Origin of the sequence: Campylobacter concisus, assembly GCF_015679985.1 — a bacterium.
GTDB classification, from domain to species: Bacteria; Campylobacterota; Campylobacteria; order Campylobacterales; family Campylobacteraceae; genus Campylobacter_A; species Campylobacter_A concisus_AC.
In genome coordinates, this window is the sequence record NZ_CP049239.1 from 397,027 (window position 1) to 411,853 (window position 14,827).

At 36.8% G+C, this 14,827-nt stretch carries 13 protein-coding genes and 1 tRNA gene; 12 read left to right on the forward strand and 2 right to left on the reverse strand.

The window, feature by feature from the left end:
• Nucleotides 1–7: 7 nt before the first annotated feature.
• Together dapE and G5B98_RS02015 are read left to right on the forward strand one after the other, a co-directional pair.
• Complete coding sequence (gene dapE, locus G5B98_RS02010; protein WP_196087034.1) at nt 8–1,102, forward strand: succinyl-diaminopimelate desuccinylase; 1,095 nt, start codon at nt 8–10, stop codon at nt 1,100–1,102.
• A gap of 122 nt (nt 1,103–1,224) precedes the next feature.
• Nucleotides 1,225–3,009 (forward strand): P-loop NTPase fold protein, encoded by a 1,785-nt coding sequence (locus G5B98_RS02015; protein WP_196087035.1) that lies wholly within the window; start codon nt 1,225–1,227, stop codon nt 3,007–3,009.
• Here the strand turns inward: G5B98_RS02015 and polA are convergent.
• Complete coding sequence (polA, locus tag G5B98_RS02020; protein WP_196087036.1) at nt 3,001–5,637, reverse strand: DNA polymerase I; 2,637 nt, start codon at nt 5,635–5,637, stop codon at nt 3,001–3,003. The genes G5B98_RS02015 and polA overlap by 9 nt on opposite strands.
• 119 nt (nt 5,638–5,756) lie before the next feature.
• Between polA and G5B98_RS02025 the strand changes: the two genes are divergently transcribed.
• The 7 genes from G5B98_RS02025 (at nt 5,757) to G5B98_RS02055 (ending at nt 11,657) form a co-directional block, all read left to right on the forward strand.
• The gene (locus tag G5B98_RS02025) at nt 5,757–6,800 is read left to right on the forward strand and encodes a glycosyltransferase family 4 protein (protein WP_196087037.1); all 1,044 of its coding nucleotides are present in this window, start codon (nt 5,757–5,759) and stop codon (nt 6,798–6,800) included.
• Nucleotides 6,797–7,741: a lipopolysaccharide heptosyltransferase II gene (gene waaF, locus G5B98_RS02030; protein ID WP_196087038.1), complete on the forward strand. Its 945-nt coding sequence runs from the start codon at nt 6,797–6,799 to the stop codon at nt 7,739–7,741. Before G5B98_RS02025 ends, waaF begins: the two co-directional genes overlap by 4 nt.
• 135 nt (nt 7,742–7,876) lie before the next feature.
• Nucleotides 7,877–8,305: a TonB-system energizer ExbB gene (gene exbB, locus G5B98_RS02035; protein ID WP_054196205.1), complete on the forward strand. Its 429-nt coding sequence runs from the start codon at nt 7,877–7,879 to the stop codon at nt 8,303–8,305.
• Nucleotides 8,292–8,675, forward strand: coding sequence for a TonB system transport protein ExbD (exbD, locus tag G5B98_RS02040; RefSeq protein ID WP_072593836.1), 384 nt, complete (start codon nt 8,292–8,294; stop codon nt 8,673–8,675). The genes exbB and exbD overlap by 14 nt, the downstream gene beginning before the upstream one ends.
• A complete protein-coding gene (locus G5B98_RS02045; RefSeq protein WP_232524608.1) occupies nt 8,650–9,426 on the forward strand; it encodes an energy transducer TonB in 777 nt (258 codons plus the stop codon). The genes exbD and G5B98_RS02045 overlap by 26 nt, the downstream gene beginning before the upstream one ends.
• Nucleotides 9,427–9,578: 152 nt before the next feature.
• Nucleotides 9,579–9,654: transfer RNA gene (locus G5B98_RS02050), tRNA-Phe, on the forward strand.
• Between the two features lie 335 nt (nt 9,655–9,989).
• Entirely contained in the window at nt 9,990–11,657 is a 1,668-nt protein-coding gene (locus G5B98_RS02055; protein ID WP_196087039.1) for an anaerobic C4-dicarboxylate transporter, read from the forward strand.
• Between the two features lie 51 nt (nt 11,658–11,708).
• On the opposite strand, the gene flhB is transcribed toward G5B98_RS02055, so the two are convergent.
• Complete coding sequence (gene flhB / locus G5B98_RS02060) at nt 11,709–12,782, reverse strand: flagellar biosynthesis protein FlhB (protein WP_196087040.1); 1,074 nt, start codon at nt 12,780–12,782, stop codon at nt 11,709–11,711.
• A 263-nt stretch (nt 12,783–13,045) separates the two neighbouring features.
• Between flhB and G5B98_RS02065 the strand changes: the two genes are divergently transcribed.
• From G5B98_RS02065 to rpmA, 3 genes are all read left to right on the forward strand, one after another.
• Nucleotides 13,046–14,080, forward strand: coding sequence for a cytochrome-c peroxidase (locus G5B98_RS02065; protein WP_196087041.1), 1,035 nt, complete (start codon nt 13,046–13,048; stop codon nt 14,078–14,080).
• 151 nt (nt 14,081–14,231) lie between these two features.
• Complete coding sequence (gene rplU / locus G5B98_RS02070) at nt 14,232–14,546, forward strand: 50S ribosomal protein L21 (protein ID WP_002947447.1); 315 nt, start codon at nt 14,232–14,234, stop codon at nt 14,544–14,546.
• A gap of 11 nt (nt 14,547–14,557) precedes the next feature.
• Nucleotides 14,558–14,815, forward strand: coding sequence for a 50S ribosomal protein L27 (gene rpmA, locus G5B98_RS02075; protein WP_002943616.1), 258 nt, complete (start codon nt 14,558–14,560; stop codon nt 14,813–14,815).
• Nucleotides 14,816–14,827: the final 12 nt, after the last annotated feature.

A 14,827-nucleotide genomic window follows, 5' to 3' on the forward strand; every position in this document is an offset into this window, starting at 1 on the left:
GTACTTAGTGGTAATTAGCTTTTTAAAAGAGCTTTTAAGCTTTCGCTCTATTACACCTAATAATGCTGGAAGCTTAGAATTTATCGCTAGATTTTTGCCTGATTTTGAGGCAAAATTTATAGAAAAAAACGGCACCAAAAATCTCATACTCTCTAAAATTTATGGTGATGGCGAGCATCTAGCTTTTGCTGGACACGTTGATGTCGTGCCTCCAGGTGATGGCTGGGATAGTGAGCCATTTACTCCACTAGAAAAAGATGGCTACATCTATGCAAGAGGCGCACAGGATATGAAAAGTGGCGTAGCTGCTTTTGTTTGTGCTGCTAAAGATGCGAAATTTGATGGGAAGCTAAGCCTCATATTAACAAGCGACGAAGAGGGCGATGGCACATATGGTACGCCTTTAGCACTTGAATATTTACGCGAAATAAATGATTTGCCAAAATTTTGCATAGTGGCTGAGCCAACTTGCGATAAAGAATTTGGTGATAGTATAAAAGTTGGTAGACGTGGCTCAATAAATGGCAAGATCGTGATAAAGGGCATTCAAGGGCACGTGGCATATCCTGAAAAGTGTGTAAATCCGGTAAATTTGATAGCTCCACTTTTAAATAAAATAGCTAATCACGATATGGACGCTGGGAGCGAGTTTTTTAGTCCAAGCAAGATCGTGGTAACTGATATTAGAGGCGGCATGCAAGTTTGCAACGTCACGCCAAGCGAGCTTAGCATAATGTTTAATGTGAGAAACTCAAATTTAACTGACATAAATGATGTTGAGAGCTATCTTAGAGAGGTCTTAAAAGCGCTTGATTACGAGCTTAGCATAAAACAAAGCTCAAAGAGATTTTTAACAAATAAAGATAGCAAAATCGTAAAAAATTTAATGGCTTCTGTCACAAAGATCACCGGAGTCACGCCAGTTCTAAATACAAAGGGCGGCACGAGCGATGCAAGGCACTTTGCTGAATTTGGTGTAGATGCGATAGAATTTGGCGTCATAAACGACCGCATACATGCTAAAAACGAACGAGTCAGCATCAGTGAAATCAATAAACTTTATGAAATTTTTAAAGATTTGATAGAAAATTTCAAAGAATAATATTCACAAATTTTCACTACACTAAAAACAAAAATACGAACCTTTTTCTAAGACAGCTTTTTAGCTGGTTGTGCTAAATTTTCTATTGGAATTTTTAAAAATAAAATTTGCAAAGGTTTACTATGAATAGCTCAAAAGTAGATATTGAAGAAAGACTAGAAAAAATACTAAAACGCGAAGTTGGCACATGCATTGTTTTAGACGGTGAATGGGGCGTAGGGAAAACAACTTTTTGGAAAAATTTTTCTGATACAAAATTTAATGAAAAATCTGTTTATGTCTCCTTGTTTGGCAAGGAAAGTATCCAAGAAATAAAGCAAGAGATAAGTTTAAAATTTTATAGAAAGAATAAAATTGTATCAAGGATATCAGAAAAATTTATTCCTACAGGTATTTTTAGTTTCTTTACAAAAAGATTTGCCGACAATAAAATTGCAGAATTTAGTTTAATTATGCTCGACTCCTTGTATACAGATAAGTACAAAGATGCAATAATCTGCTTTGATGACTTTGAAAGAATGTCTAATAAGATAAATTTAAAAGATGTTTTAGGATTGATTTCCGAATATAAAGAGCAGCAAAATTGTCATATAGTTATGATTTTAAATCGCTCAAAGATGACGGCTCTTGCTAATGAAGCACAAAAAGCAGATGATGAAAATTTAGAAGATAAAGAGCTCAAAAAAACTAGCCAAATAAAAGAGGATAAAACAGAACTAGAAAAAATTTTATCAGAATACAAAGATAAAATCATGGACTACGAATTTTATTACGATCCAACTCCACAGGAATCTTTTAGTGTCATATCAGACAAACTAGAGGAAGTTTACCGAGATGCGGCATTGCGGTATTTCGCAAAGCACGCCATAAATAATATTAGAGTGATGAGGCGAGCTATAAATGCTTTAAATGATTATTATCAATTTATAGAGAAGATGTTGCAAAATGATGGATTAATAAAAGAGGAGGTCATAAATCATATCATAGGAGTGTCAGTTGTAAATGCCATTGGTCTGTCTTCTAAGCTCGATGGATTTTTGTTTCGCAAAGATAAGAGCCAGACAGAGCTAAGAGATATGTTTGTTTTACTTATTGGTCATGAATTTGGTTATGAAATGTCACAAAATTCTCGCCGATTAATTAAAAATATATTTTCTTATGTAAAAAGGTCTATTGTAGATTATGAAGATCTTGAACAAATTATAAAGGATATAGTTAAGAAATATAATAATAAAACTATAAGAGAAAATATAAGAAGTGAATATTTTAATGGTGTATATAATCTGCAATATAAGAATTCTTACTTTGTAAATAATTTATTTGATTTATTGAAAAAAAATAAAGAAAACATATTAGACATCGTAGAGATTGGTTCGTTTTTATTGTATATAGAAAAATTGGAAGATTTTGATAAAAAGCATAAAAAAGAATATCGTAAATTTGCCTTCGAAGTATTATTAGAATATTTAAAATATATATTTGATAGCGAAAAATATGAAGATCCTGACATATGGATCATTATTGATAAAATGATAGAATTTGATCAGAAATTTAAAGATTTATATGATGAGTTTATGTATAAAAAAGAGCTTTTTAAAATATCTACTGCAGAAGGTATAATAGAAAATGTTTTTAAAAGCAAGAGTCGAGTTAAAAAAGAATCTTTGACAAAAATACCAGAAGAAAAATTAGAAGAATATTGTTGTAAAAATAATGATTTTGTATATAACGCAACAAAATTTATACGCTCTAATAGATATCCAGAAGCTGAAGATTTTAAAGGTAAAATTCAAAAAATATTTCAAAAGATATCAAAAAATGGAAATGAAAGCCAAAAACTACAAATGACTTTATTACTTGAGTTCTTAGAAAAAGAAAAGGGTAAGCCAAGCATGGAGTTACTTTAACTCACCCCAGTTTTTAGCGATATTTAGCGATGTTTTAAGCGGTACATTTAACGTGTAAATTTCCTCCATCGTCTTTTGTGTCGCCCTGCCAAATTCCTGTGCAAATTCGTCTTTTACTTCAAAGATCAGCTCATCGTGGATCTGAAGCAACATACTCGCTTTTTCATCTAAATTTGCTCTAACTTTTACCATCGCCATCTTGACAAGATCTGCTGCAGAGCCTTGAAAGACCGTATTTACCGCCTCGCGCTCAAACATCGCTATCTGCATAGGTGTGGCACTTTTAAAGTCAAAGTAGCGCCTCCTGCCAAGTAACGTCTGCACAAAGCCGTCATTTTTGGCTGAAATTTTTATGCTCTCCAAAAAGTCTTTGATCGTCGCAAACGCCTTAAAATAGCGCTCTATATACTCTTTTGCCTCGGCCCTAGTGATATTTACTTGATTTGCCAGCTTGCTTGAGCCCATGCCGTAAATGAGCCCAAAATTTATACTCTTTGCCACGGCTCTATTTTGCCCATCACTACTACCAAATATGCTAATAGCCGTCCTTGCGTGGATATCCTCGTCATTTTTAAACGCCGTAAGCAGCGCAGGATCTTGACTAAAGTGAGCTAGCAGCCTAAGCTCGATCTGGCTGTAGTCAAGCCCCACAAAACTATATCCCTCGCGCGCTTCAAAGCACTCTCTGACGTCCTTTGCGAGGCTGCCACGAGCTGGGATATTTTGTAAATTTGGATTTTTACTTGAAAGCCTGCCAGTACTCGTGCCAGTTTGCAAAAAGCTCGTGTAAATTCGTGAGCCCTCATCCTTTTTCGCAAGCGCTAAAAGTGGCTCGCAGTAGGTGCTTTGTAGTTTATATAGCTCGCGGTAAGCTAAAATTTTCTCAATCACCGGATGAGCATCTATGAGTTCAGCTAGCACGCTCTCATCGGTACTATAGCCTGTTTTTGTCTTCTTTTTGGTTGGAAGCTTTAAGTGCTCAAAAAGTATGACGCCAAGCTGTTTTACTGAGTTTATGTTGAAATTTTCGCCGCTTAGCTCGTAAATTTCACTTGTTAGTGCTTTTAGTTTGGTGTCGTTTTCAAGGATAAGCTTTTGCATTTTGGCTTCATTTATCTTGATGCCGTTTTGCTCCATATCAAAGAGCGTGAGGATGAAAGGAAACTCGTGTGTATCGGCAAGGGTAAGTAAATTTTTATCAAGCGTGTTTAAAAAAGTTTTATAAAACTTAAGCGTTATCCAAGCGTCCTCACTCGCGTATTTGGCGGCATTTTCTAGCGGCACATCGCCAAAAGTTTGCCCCTTTTTGACCACATCTTCAAATTTTATCGTGTCGTAGTCATAAAGTCTCTTTGCCAGTGCGTCCATGCCGACACTCGAGTTTGGATCGCTAAGCCAAGCAAGGATCATTGTGTCTTTAAAATTTGCTGGAGGATTTAGACCTAGGTTATTTTTAACTATCTCAAAGTCATACTTTAAATTTTGTCCGATTACGCAGCCTTTGTAAATTTGCCCTATCGCCCAAGTGGCAAATTTTAGGCTAATTTGCTGTGGTACACCAAGGTAGTTGTGAGCTACCGGCACGTAGTAGGCGTCCTCGTCGTTAAAGCAAAAGCTAAATCCAACGATCTTTGCGCTCTTGCTATCAACGCCAGTGGTCTCAGTGTCAAAAGCGACGATAGTCTCTGGTGTGACGTCTGATAAGAGCTTTTCAATGCTAGCTTCATCAAGGAGTAAATTTGCTCTAAAGCCAAGTTTAAATTCAGCATTTTCCTCTTTTTGCAAGCTCTTAAGAAGCCTATTTAGATCGTACTCTTTTAAAATTTCTGAGATATTTATCAAAGGATTTTGCTCGGGAAATTTAGAATGCTCAAGATCAAATGAACTAACTGCGTCATCAAATAAAGTGGCTAGCTTTTTGCTCAAAAATGCCTCGTCTTTTGCGGCGGCAAGCATATTTTTAGTGCGCTCGTTTCTAAGAAGGGCTAAATTTTCATAAATTCCCTCTAAGTTTCCGTACTCAGCTAAAAGCTTTTTAGCCCCCACTGCACCGATACCTTTGACACCTGGGATGTTGTCCGAGCTATCGCCTGCGATTGCTAGAAAGTCCCTTACCTGTGCTGGATAAACTCCATATTTTTCAAAGCAGCTTGCACTATCATGATCGATCTTGCTTTGTGGGCTGTAGATGCTCACCTTACCGTCCTCTATGAGCTGGTAAAGGTCCTTATCATGCGTAACGATGCGCACAAATATATCTTTATCTTTGCAAAATTTAACCGCACTTGCGATGATGTCATCGGCCTCGTAGCCCTCGCGGCTAAGGCTGTAAAGTCCCATTTTTTCTATCATATCTATGCAAACTGGAAGCTGTTCTTTTAGTTGAGCTGGCGGCTCGTTTCTATTGGCTTTATAATCACCTAAAATTTCGTGACGTAAGGTCTTGCCCTTACTATCAAGAGCAAAGATGAGGTAGTCGCTTTGGTATTCATCCTTGAGGCTTGCTATAAAATTTGCAAAGCCACTAATCATACCGCTTGGTTTGCCTTCTCTGTTTTTAAGTCCGCTCATGGCGTAGTAGAGCCTAAAAAAGAAACCAAAAGTGTCAATAATCGTAAGTGTTTTCATTTTTATCCTTTATGTAATTTTATGAAATTTAGGCAAAAAATAGGCTGATTTATAAAAATTTTTGATATTATGGCGGACATTGCAAATAAAAAATCACAAAAATAAAAAGCTTTGAGGTCATGAAAAAAATAGTTTTTTTACGTATCAATCCAAATGCAGTCGGTGGTGCCGAACGCTATTTAAGAAGGCTTACTAAAGCCCTAAAAGACGTAGGTATAGATACATCTATACGCTCATATCTAGGAGAGGCTAGGATCTCGTCATGGAAAAAGGCTTTGAGATTTAACGCACAGGTAAAACGCCAGAAACAAAACGATGAGATATATTTTAGCTTAGAGCGAGTGAGCTGCGCAGATATTTATAGAGCAGGGGATGGCGTGCATAAAATTTATCGTGCTACAAAGCCATTTTGGTGGGTTAATCCTCTAAATTTTGTCTATCCATATCTAGAAAAACGTTGCTTTAAAAATTCTAAAAAGATAATCGCAAATTCAAACTACATAAAAGAGCAAATCATCTCAGCTTACGGTGTCGATGAGTCAAAGATCGTTACCATTTACAACGGTATAAATTTGCCACAAAAGGTAGAAAAAGGTGAAGCAAAACTTAGCGTATGCGAAGAATTTGGACTCGATTACAATTTACCAATTGTGCTTTTTGTCGGAAATGGCTTTAAAAGAAAAGGGGCAAAGGACTTTTTGCTTCTTGTCTCAAAGCTAAAAACGCCAGTAAATGCGCTAATAGTAGGCAAAGATAAAAATTTAAATTCATATAAGAAGCTAGCAAAAAAGCTAAAGATAAATGCATTTTTTACAGGTGAGCAAAAAATGACTGCAAAATTTTATGAAGCAAGTGATATTTTTATATTTCCAACACACTATGAGCCATTTTCAAATGTCGTTTTAGAGGCGCTTAGCTTTAAAAATATTGTCTTTACAACGGCTCAAAACGGGGCAGCTGAAATTTTAGAAAATCGTTTTATCATGCGTGAACCAAATGATGAAAGTATACTAGAGCTAGTGGAGCAGGTGCTTAATGATAATGAGATGATGAGAGAGCTGCAAGAGGAGTCATTTTTACTTTCGCAAAAATTTAGTATAGAAGAAAATGCAAGCAAAACTCTTGAAATCATAAACGAAGTGCTAAATTTGGAACAAAAGTGAGAGTTTTTATAGAGCTTCCAACTTGGCTTGGAGATGCTGTGATGGCGAGCGCAGCGATAGAAAATTTAAGTAAAAATGCTAAAAATATTGTATTTTTTGGCTCTTACGTGGCCTGTGAGCTTTATAAATCACATCCAAAGTGCGAAAAAGTAGTCATTGACGATAGTAAAAAGCAAAACTCAAGATATTTAAGTCTTATAAAAACGGCTAGCAAGCTTGGAAAATTTGATATCGCTATTAGTTTTAGAAGCTCATTTGCTAGTAAATTTTTGCTATTTTTTCTAAAAGCAACGCAAAAATTTTGCTTTAAAAAGAGTAGCGAGAGCTTGCATCAGGTGCAGAAATATCTAAATTTCATAAAGCAAAGCCTAAATTTAAAAGAAATTTTAAACGAGCTAAAGATTTACTATGAAGCTAAAAAAAGTGAGCAAAAGCTCCTTGTTCTAAATCCAGGTGCTAGCTACGGAAGTGCCAAAAGGTGGTATCCGCACTATTTTGCAGAGGTTGCACTGCACTTTAAAGATGAATTTGATGTAAAGATTACTGGCTCAAAAGCCGAGCTTGAGATCTGCAATGAAATCGAGCAAATACTCTTGCAAAATGGTATGAAATGTGAAAATTTAGCTGGAAAAACGAGCATAAAAGAGCTTTGTGAGGTTATAGGCTCTATAAAAAATGGTATCTTTTTGACAAACGATAGTGGTCCTATGCATATCGCAGCTGCCTATAAAGTGCCACTTGTGGCTCTTTTTGGACCGACTAAATTTAAAGAGACTAGCCCATGGCAAGACGAAAGTGCAAAGATAGTGCACTTAAATTTAGAGTGTATGCCATGCATGAAGCGAGTATGCCCTATAAAAACACATGCCTGCATGAAGGAGCTTACGCCAAAAATAGTCATTGCTGAAATAGAGCTGCTAAGAAAAAAATTAAATTTTTGAATTTCTAAACATAATTAAATATATACATACAAAATTAAAAATTTTAGTTTTTATTTGATTACATTTTTACTAAACATTTGACATTGGTTATCAATATAGCTATAATCACGCAAAAATTTTTACTAAGAAGGTATTATGGAGCTAATTAAACATCACATTGATCATGTAATTATTGCGATTTTAGGTATTATGAGTTTTTTTGTACTTTGGTATACGATTGAGCGTATTATTTTTTATTCACGCGTTGATATAAAAGGCTATAAAAGTATCGAATCGCTTGAAGAAGCACTAACCAAAAATTTAACCACACTTTATATTATCTACTCAAATGCACCATATGTAGGACTTCTTGGTACAGTTGCTGGCATTATGATCACATTTTATGATATGGGTATGGCAGGCGGAATCGATACTAAAAGCATAATGGTCGGCCTCTCTCTTGCACTAAAAGCAACTGCTTTTGGACTACTTGTGGCGATACCGACTTTGATGATTTACAATGGTTTTGTTAGGAAAGTAGATGTAATGCTAAATAGATACAAGGCTGAAAATGCGTCTAAATAAAAAAGATGGGTTAAATATTGTCCCATTTATTGATATTATGCTTGTTTTGCTTGCTATCGTGCTTAGTATTTCGACTTTTATTGCTCAAGGCAAGATAGCTATTGATCTTCCAAGTGCAAACAGTGCTGAGCAAAGTAAAGAGGACGATAAAAAGGTAAGCGTAGTAATTGATAAGGATAATAAATTTTTTATAGATGATGTAGAAATTTCTGAGAACGAACTCAAAGATAAGCTAAATGCGGTTGATATAAAGACATTGATCGAACTAAAAAGCGATAAAAATTCGAAATTTGATAGCTTTGTCAAAGTAATTGATATATTAAAAGAGAAGGGCCACGAAAATTTTGCAATCCAAACAATCTCTGAATAAAATTTCAAATTACAGTGGCTTAGCTGTTTCACTTATAGTGCATGGAGCGGCAGTATATTTTTTGCTTTCACATGATTTTGATGAGATAAAAATAGGTGAGCAAAAACCGATAAAAATAGCTCTTAATTCATTTACTCCAGTACCACAAGTCTCAGCACCTCAAATAGCGGAGCAAATGCTTATACCAGAGCCAACTCCACCAGCTCCACCGCCACCACCAGAGCCACCAAAACCTGAGCCAAAGCCAGAACCAAAACCTGAACCTAAAAAGGTGGAGAAACCAAAGCGTGAAATAAAAAAGGTAGAGCCTAAAAAAGAGAAAAAAATAGAGCCCAAGCCTGAACCGGTAATTGCTCAGCCAGTGCAGCCTATTGTACCGCCAGCTAGTGTAAATACAAATTTACCAGCCAATAACAAGTCTATCGCTGCAGCCCCAGTTCAAAATGTAACACCTGAGCTAAATTTATCAAATTCGCAAGGTGATGAAGATTTTATGAAGGTTATAATCGCAGTTAAGAGGCATAAAAGTTACCCAAATAATGCTAGACGTATGAAGCATCAAGGTGTTGTAGAAGTTAGGTTTTTACTCAAGCAAGACGGCAGCATAGATGAACTTAAAGTTAGTAAAAGCTCTGGTTTTGAGTCGCTTGATAATGGTGCTTTAGAAAATATTCAAAGAGCAAGCTCTGAGTTTCCAAAGCCTAAGCAAGATCGTTACCTTCGATTCCCTATTTCGTATACATTAAAATAAATTACAAGCTTACTTTAAGCTCGTAATTTATTAGAATTTCTTTTTATATTTTAAATCAAAATAGAAAAACATAACTTATTTTATTTAAAAAGCGTGTATTTTAAACTTGCTTTAAATATTAAACATGTATAATCTGACTTTCTTTAACGAGTGGTTGGATAGCTCAGTCGGTAGAGCAGCAGACTGAAAATCTGCGTGTCGGCAGTTCGATTCTGCCTCTAACCACCATTAACCTTTCCTTAAACATTAATCATTTTTTTCTTGGTTCTATTAAATTTCGCATTTACAAGACTTCTAGGTTATTTATAAAATTTAAATAAATTTTTTATTATTAATAAATTTAAAATATAACAATGCTATTTTCATTTTATATATTCTAAGACAAATAAAAATTTCAAGATCAAATAAAAAATTTGTAAGAGATAACCTTATAAATTTTATCCTAAATAAGCCTTATTAATCAAAATGTTATATTTGTATCAAATCATCCTTAAAATATAAGTTTAATCTAAATCCATAAGAGATATAATCTTGATTAAATTTATATTAACTTAGGAGGTTTCATGGATTTTCTCATGAATTTAGGTGAAGGCATGCAGTTTGCTATCCAGCTTCTCATTGTCCTTATCTGTTTGTTCTACGGAGCTAAAAAAGGCGGTATCGCACTTGGTATGCTAGGCGGTATCGGTCTTATAGTTCTTGTTTTTGGATTTAATATCGAGCCTGGTAAGCCAGCAATTGATGTTATGTTAACTATCCTCGCTGTTGTTGTGGCAAGTGCTACGCTTCAAGCTAGTGGTGGTCTTGATGTTATGCTCCAAATAGCAGAAACTATACTTAGAAAAAATCCAAAATATGTAAGTATCTTGGCTCCATTTGTAACATGTACGCTTACTATTTTATGCGGTACTGGACACGTTGTTTATACTGTGCTTCCTATCGTTTATGATATCGCTATCAAAAATGGTATCCGCCCAGAGCGACCAATGGCAGCAAGCTCAATAGCTTCACAAATGGGCATCATAGCAAGTCCAGTTTCAGTTGCTGTTGTAACTCTTACAAGCTTTCTTATTAATGCTAAAACTCACCTAGCTGGCTTTGATGGGTATTTAGATCTTTTAAAGATTACGATTCCATCAACATTTTGTGGCGTTTTAGCAGTAGGAATTTTTAGCTGGTTTAGAGGCAAAGATCTTGACAAAGACGAGGTATTTCAAGCAAAGCTTCAAGATCCTGAGTTTAAAAAATATGTTTATGGTGATAGTGCGACGCTTTTAGGCAAAAAGCTTCCTGGCTATCAATGGGCTGCGATGTGGATATTTTTAGGCTCTATTCTTGTAGTTGCACTTCTTGGATATTTTAAAGATCTTCGCCCAAGCTGGACTACTTACAAAGACGCAACAGTCGTTCAAGTAATAGCTAACCTTCCAACTGAACAAAAAGTCTTAAAAACTTTAAAAATAAAAGATGCTAGCATCCAAACAGAGGCGGCTGAGCTAAAAGTAGCAAACGATAAGCTAAATGCCAATCAAAAAGCTCAATCAGTCAAAATCATCGGCAAAGATGCAAATCAAACTCTTACTCGCACAGCTGATGGCGCAGTAACATATATAAATGAAAAAGGTGCAAAAGAAGAATTTCAAGGTGCTTACATCAATATAAGTAACAAACAAGCATCTTCAAAAAGCCTAAGTATGGTTCATGTTATCCAAATTTTCATGCTTTTAACTGGCGCTATCATTTTAATCTTTACACCAACAGATGCTAGCAAGATCGGTAAAAACGAGATATTTAGATCAGGTATGATCGCTCTTGTTGCAGTTTTTGGTATCTCTTGGATGGCTGAGACTATGTTTGCAGTGCACACTCCGATGATGAAAGAGGCGCTAGGAAGCATCGTAAAAGAGCACCCTTGGACTTATGCGGTTATGCTTTTGATTATCTCAAAATTTGTAAATTCTCAAGCTGCAGCCTTGGTTGCATTTGTGCCATTAGCATTAAATATCGATGTTAATCCTGCTATCATTCTAGCCTTTGCGCCAGCTTGCTACGGATACTACATCCTACCAACATATCCAAGCGACCTTGCGGCTATTCAGTTTGATAGAAGCGGTACGACACATATTGGTAAATTTGTTATCAATCACAGCTTTATCATTCCGGGTCTTATTGGCGTTATATCCTCTTGTATATTTGGCTATATTTTTGCAACTGCTTTTGGATATCTATAATAGATAAATTCTCTTGCTACTAGTAATTTCTAGTAGCAAGAGCAGAATTTATCAAAGCTTATCTTTAAATTTTTGTTTATTGCTCATATAAACGAAGCTTAGCACTTCGGCCACGGCTCTAAAAAGATGTGCTGGTATCGTATCATCGACTTCACAAATTTTATAAAGCTCTCTTGCGAGTGGTGGGTTTTCATAAATTTGCACACCATTTTCAACGGCTATTTTTTTGATTTGTAGTGCTAAAAAATCAACACCTTTGGCAAGTATTATCGGCGCCTCGTCGCGACTTTTATCATATCTTATCGCCACTGCATAGTGAGTAGGGTTTGTGATGACTACGTCAGCTTGTGGGATATTTTGCATCATTCGACGCTTGGCTGCACGCATTTGCGCTTGACGAATTCTGCCTTTTACCTGAGGATCTCCTTCCATTTGCTTATACTCATCTTTTATCTCTTGCTTGCTCATACGAAGGTCTTTAAAATATTGAAAACGCACAATAAGAAGGTCGATAAGTCCGATCACGAAAAGTATAAAAAGCATGACACTAACAAGAATGATGAGCTTTTCTTTTAGCCAAGCAAGCTGATCAAACATAGAGAAAAAGATCGTGTGTGGTAGCTCCTTTATAAACTGCAAGAAAAAATAAAATCCAACTCCAAAGACGATGCTAACTTTTAGCACGATTTTGATGCTATCTATCACTTTTTTCATCGAGAATAAATTTTTTAGTCCCTTTAGTGGATTTATCTTGCCAAAATTTGGCATTATAGGCTTTGTGGTAAAGATAAATCCAAACTGCATTACATTTGCGATGACACCAGCGATCGCCACACAGATACAAACTGGAAGTATCATAAGAAGCGACCTTGCAAAGGTATTTACGACGATTAGTTTCACTGTCGGTAAGGTCAGTGGCTGACCGATAAATTTTGAGTAGTAGATATAAAGTGAGATGATCTGTTCTTTCATAAAATTTAGAATTGCAAGTAGTACGCCAATAGCAATAACTAGGGTCACGAACCCAGCTAGGTCCTGACTTTTGGGAACGTTGCCGTCCTTTTTGGCATCTTCTATCTTTTTGGGGGTCGCTTCTTCGGTTTTTTCCTGATCTTCGCCTGCCATTATTATCCTGAGTTTGGTTAAATTTTGGCGATTATATCTAAAGCGAGGTTAAATTGAAGTATTTCTTATGTAGTCAAGCTATAGTAAATCTTATACAAAGTAGACTAATAATTAATACTATTCAATAAAAATAAATAAGATATATCTTATCTTGAATAACTAAAACTACTTAAAAATAATTTCTAATAAATAATAAAATTTATTTATATTTAACTATAAAACATTATAATTATGATCTAACTCTATTTTTAAAGGAGCATTTAATGAAAATTAAGTCAGTTTTGTTGGGTTTGGTTGCGTTAGCGACGGCGCTAAACGCTCAAAATTTGATCCAAGACGCGCTAGATGCGGGTCTAGTCGCTATCCCTAGCGATCCAAAGGCGCTAACCAAAGCGATAAACGAAGCTTCTCCGGATGCTGAGAAATATCCAACCACTATGGCTGCATATGAGCTTGGTAAGAGGCTTTATTTTGATCCGAGATTATCAAAATCTGGCATTATTAGCTGTAACACCTGTCACAACTTAGGCCTAGGCGGAGCAGACGGCGTACCCGCATCTACCGGCCACAAATGGACTCCAAACCCTCATCACGTAAATGCCCCGACGGTTTACAATTCGGTATTTAACTCGGTGCAGTTTTGGGACGGACGCGCCGCCCACCTAGCCGCTCAGGCTGCCGGCCCGATGACTGCGATGCCGGAGATGGCTTCTACTCCGGAGCTCGTCGAGCAAAGGCTAAAATCGATCCCTGCGTATGTGAGCGAGTTTAAGGCTGCGTTTAATAGCGACGTGAGCTTTGAGCTTGTAACGACGGCCATAGGTATCTTTGAAAGAACGCTCGTAACTCCGTCTAGATTCGATAAGTTTTTAGAAGGCGACGAGGCTGCGCTAAACGGCGCTGAGAAAAAAGGCCTAAAAACCTTCATCGATAAAGGTTGCGCTACATGCCATAACGGCATAAATTTGGGCGGTACTTTACAGCCGTTTGAGGTTGCGGGCAAATACGAATTTGCAAATTTAGGCGACTTTAAAGGCGATGCAAACGGCCTAGTAAAAGCACCTACGCTACGCAATATCGAGCTAACGGCTCCGTATTTCCACAACGGTGCGGTTTGGTCGCTAAAAGATGCCGTCAAAATGATGGGTAGCGTACAGCTAGGTATCGAGATAAACGATAAAGAAGCCGCCGATATCGTGACGTTTTTAAATTCGCTAACAGGCAAAATGCCTAAAGTTGAATATCCGTCATTCCCTGCATCTACCGAAAAGACCCCAAAACCGGAACTTGACTACTAAGCTAAACAAAAAGGCGGATAAATTTCCGCCTCATTCAACTTAAATTTATAAATTTTTGGGTATTATCCGTCTCTTACAACCAACAAAGTTCCCCAAGTCTTTTGAAATCCAAAAGCGCTTTTTGGTCTTACCAAATTTAGAAAGGTAGAGTATGTCAAAATACGCTATATTTAAGCACGGCGGCAAGCAGTATCGCGTTAGCGAAGGCGAGTATCTTAAGCTTGACCACTTCAGTGCTGAAGCAAAATCATCAGTCGAGATTACGGACGTTTTGTGCGTAAACGACGGTGAAGTAAAGGTAGGCGCGCCGTTCGTAAAGGGTGCGAAAGTCGTTCTTGAAGTCGTAAACGAGGGCAAGGATAAAAAAGTCGTTATTTACAAAAAACGCAGACGCAAAGACTCAAAACTAAAACGCGGTTTTAGAAGACAGTTTACGCGCGTAAAAGTCGTAAGTATCGCAGCTTAAGGAGATAAGAAATGGCACACAAAAAAGGTCAAGGCTCAACTCAGAATAACCGAGATTCCATCGGACGACGCTTAGGCGTTAAAAAATTCGGCGGCGAATTTGTTCGCGCGGGCAACATCATCATCCGCCAGCGCGGTACCGCTACTCACGCGGGCAGCAACGTCGGTCTAGGCAAAGATCACACGATTTTCGCGCTAATCGACGGTTTCGTTAAATTCGAAAGACTAGATAAAAATAGAAAAAAAGTTTCAGTTTATCCTGCTGCGTAATCCTTGGGGCGA

Coding starts and splice junctions, on each gene's coding strand:
- exbD (WP_072593836.1), top strand. CDS start 8,292: ATGCGTCTAAATAAAAAAGATGGGTTAAATATTGTCCCATTTATTGAT.
- rplU (WP_002947447.1), top strand. CDS start 14,232: ATGTCAAAATACGCTATATTTAAGCACGGCGGCAAGCAGTATCGCGTT.
- G5B98_RS02025 (WP_196087037.1), top strand. CDS start 5,757: ATGAAAAAAATAGTTTTTTTACGTATCAATCCAAATGCAGTCGGTGGT.
- rpmA (WP_002943616.1), top strand. CDS start 14,558: ATGGCACACAAAAAAGGTCAAGGCTCAACTCAGAATAACCGAGATTCC.
- G5B98_RS02065 (WP_196087041.1), top strand. CDS start 13,046: ATGAAAATTAAGTCAGTTTTGTTGGGTTTGGTTGCGTTAGCGACGGCG.
- flhB (WP_196087040.1), bottom strand. CDS start 12,782: ATGGCAGGCGAAGATCAGGAAAAAACCGAAGAAGCGACCCCCAAAAAG.
- G5B98_RS02055 (WP_196087039.1), top strand. CDS start 9,990: ATGGATTTTCTCATGAATTTAGGTGAAGGCATGCAGTTTGCTATCCAG.
- exbB (WP_054196205.1), top strand. CDS start 7,877: ATGGAGCTAATTAAACATCACATTGATCATGTAATTATTGCGATTTTA.
- polA (WP_196087036.1), bottom strand. CDS start 5,637: ATGAAAACACTTACGATTATTGACACTTTTGGTTTCTTTTTTAGGCTC.
- G5B98_RS02015 (WP_196087035.1), top strand. CDS start 1,225: ATGAATAGCTCAAAAGTAGATATTGAAGAAAGACTAGAAAAAATACTA.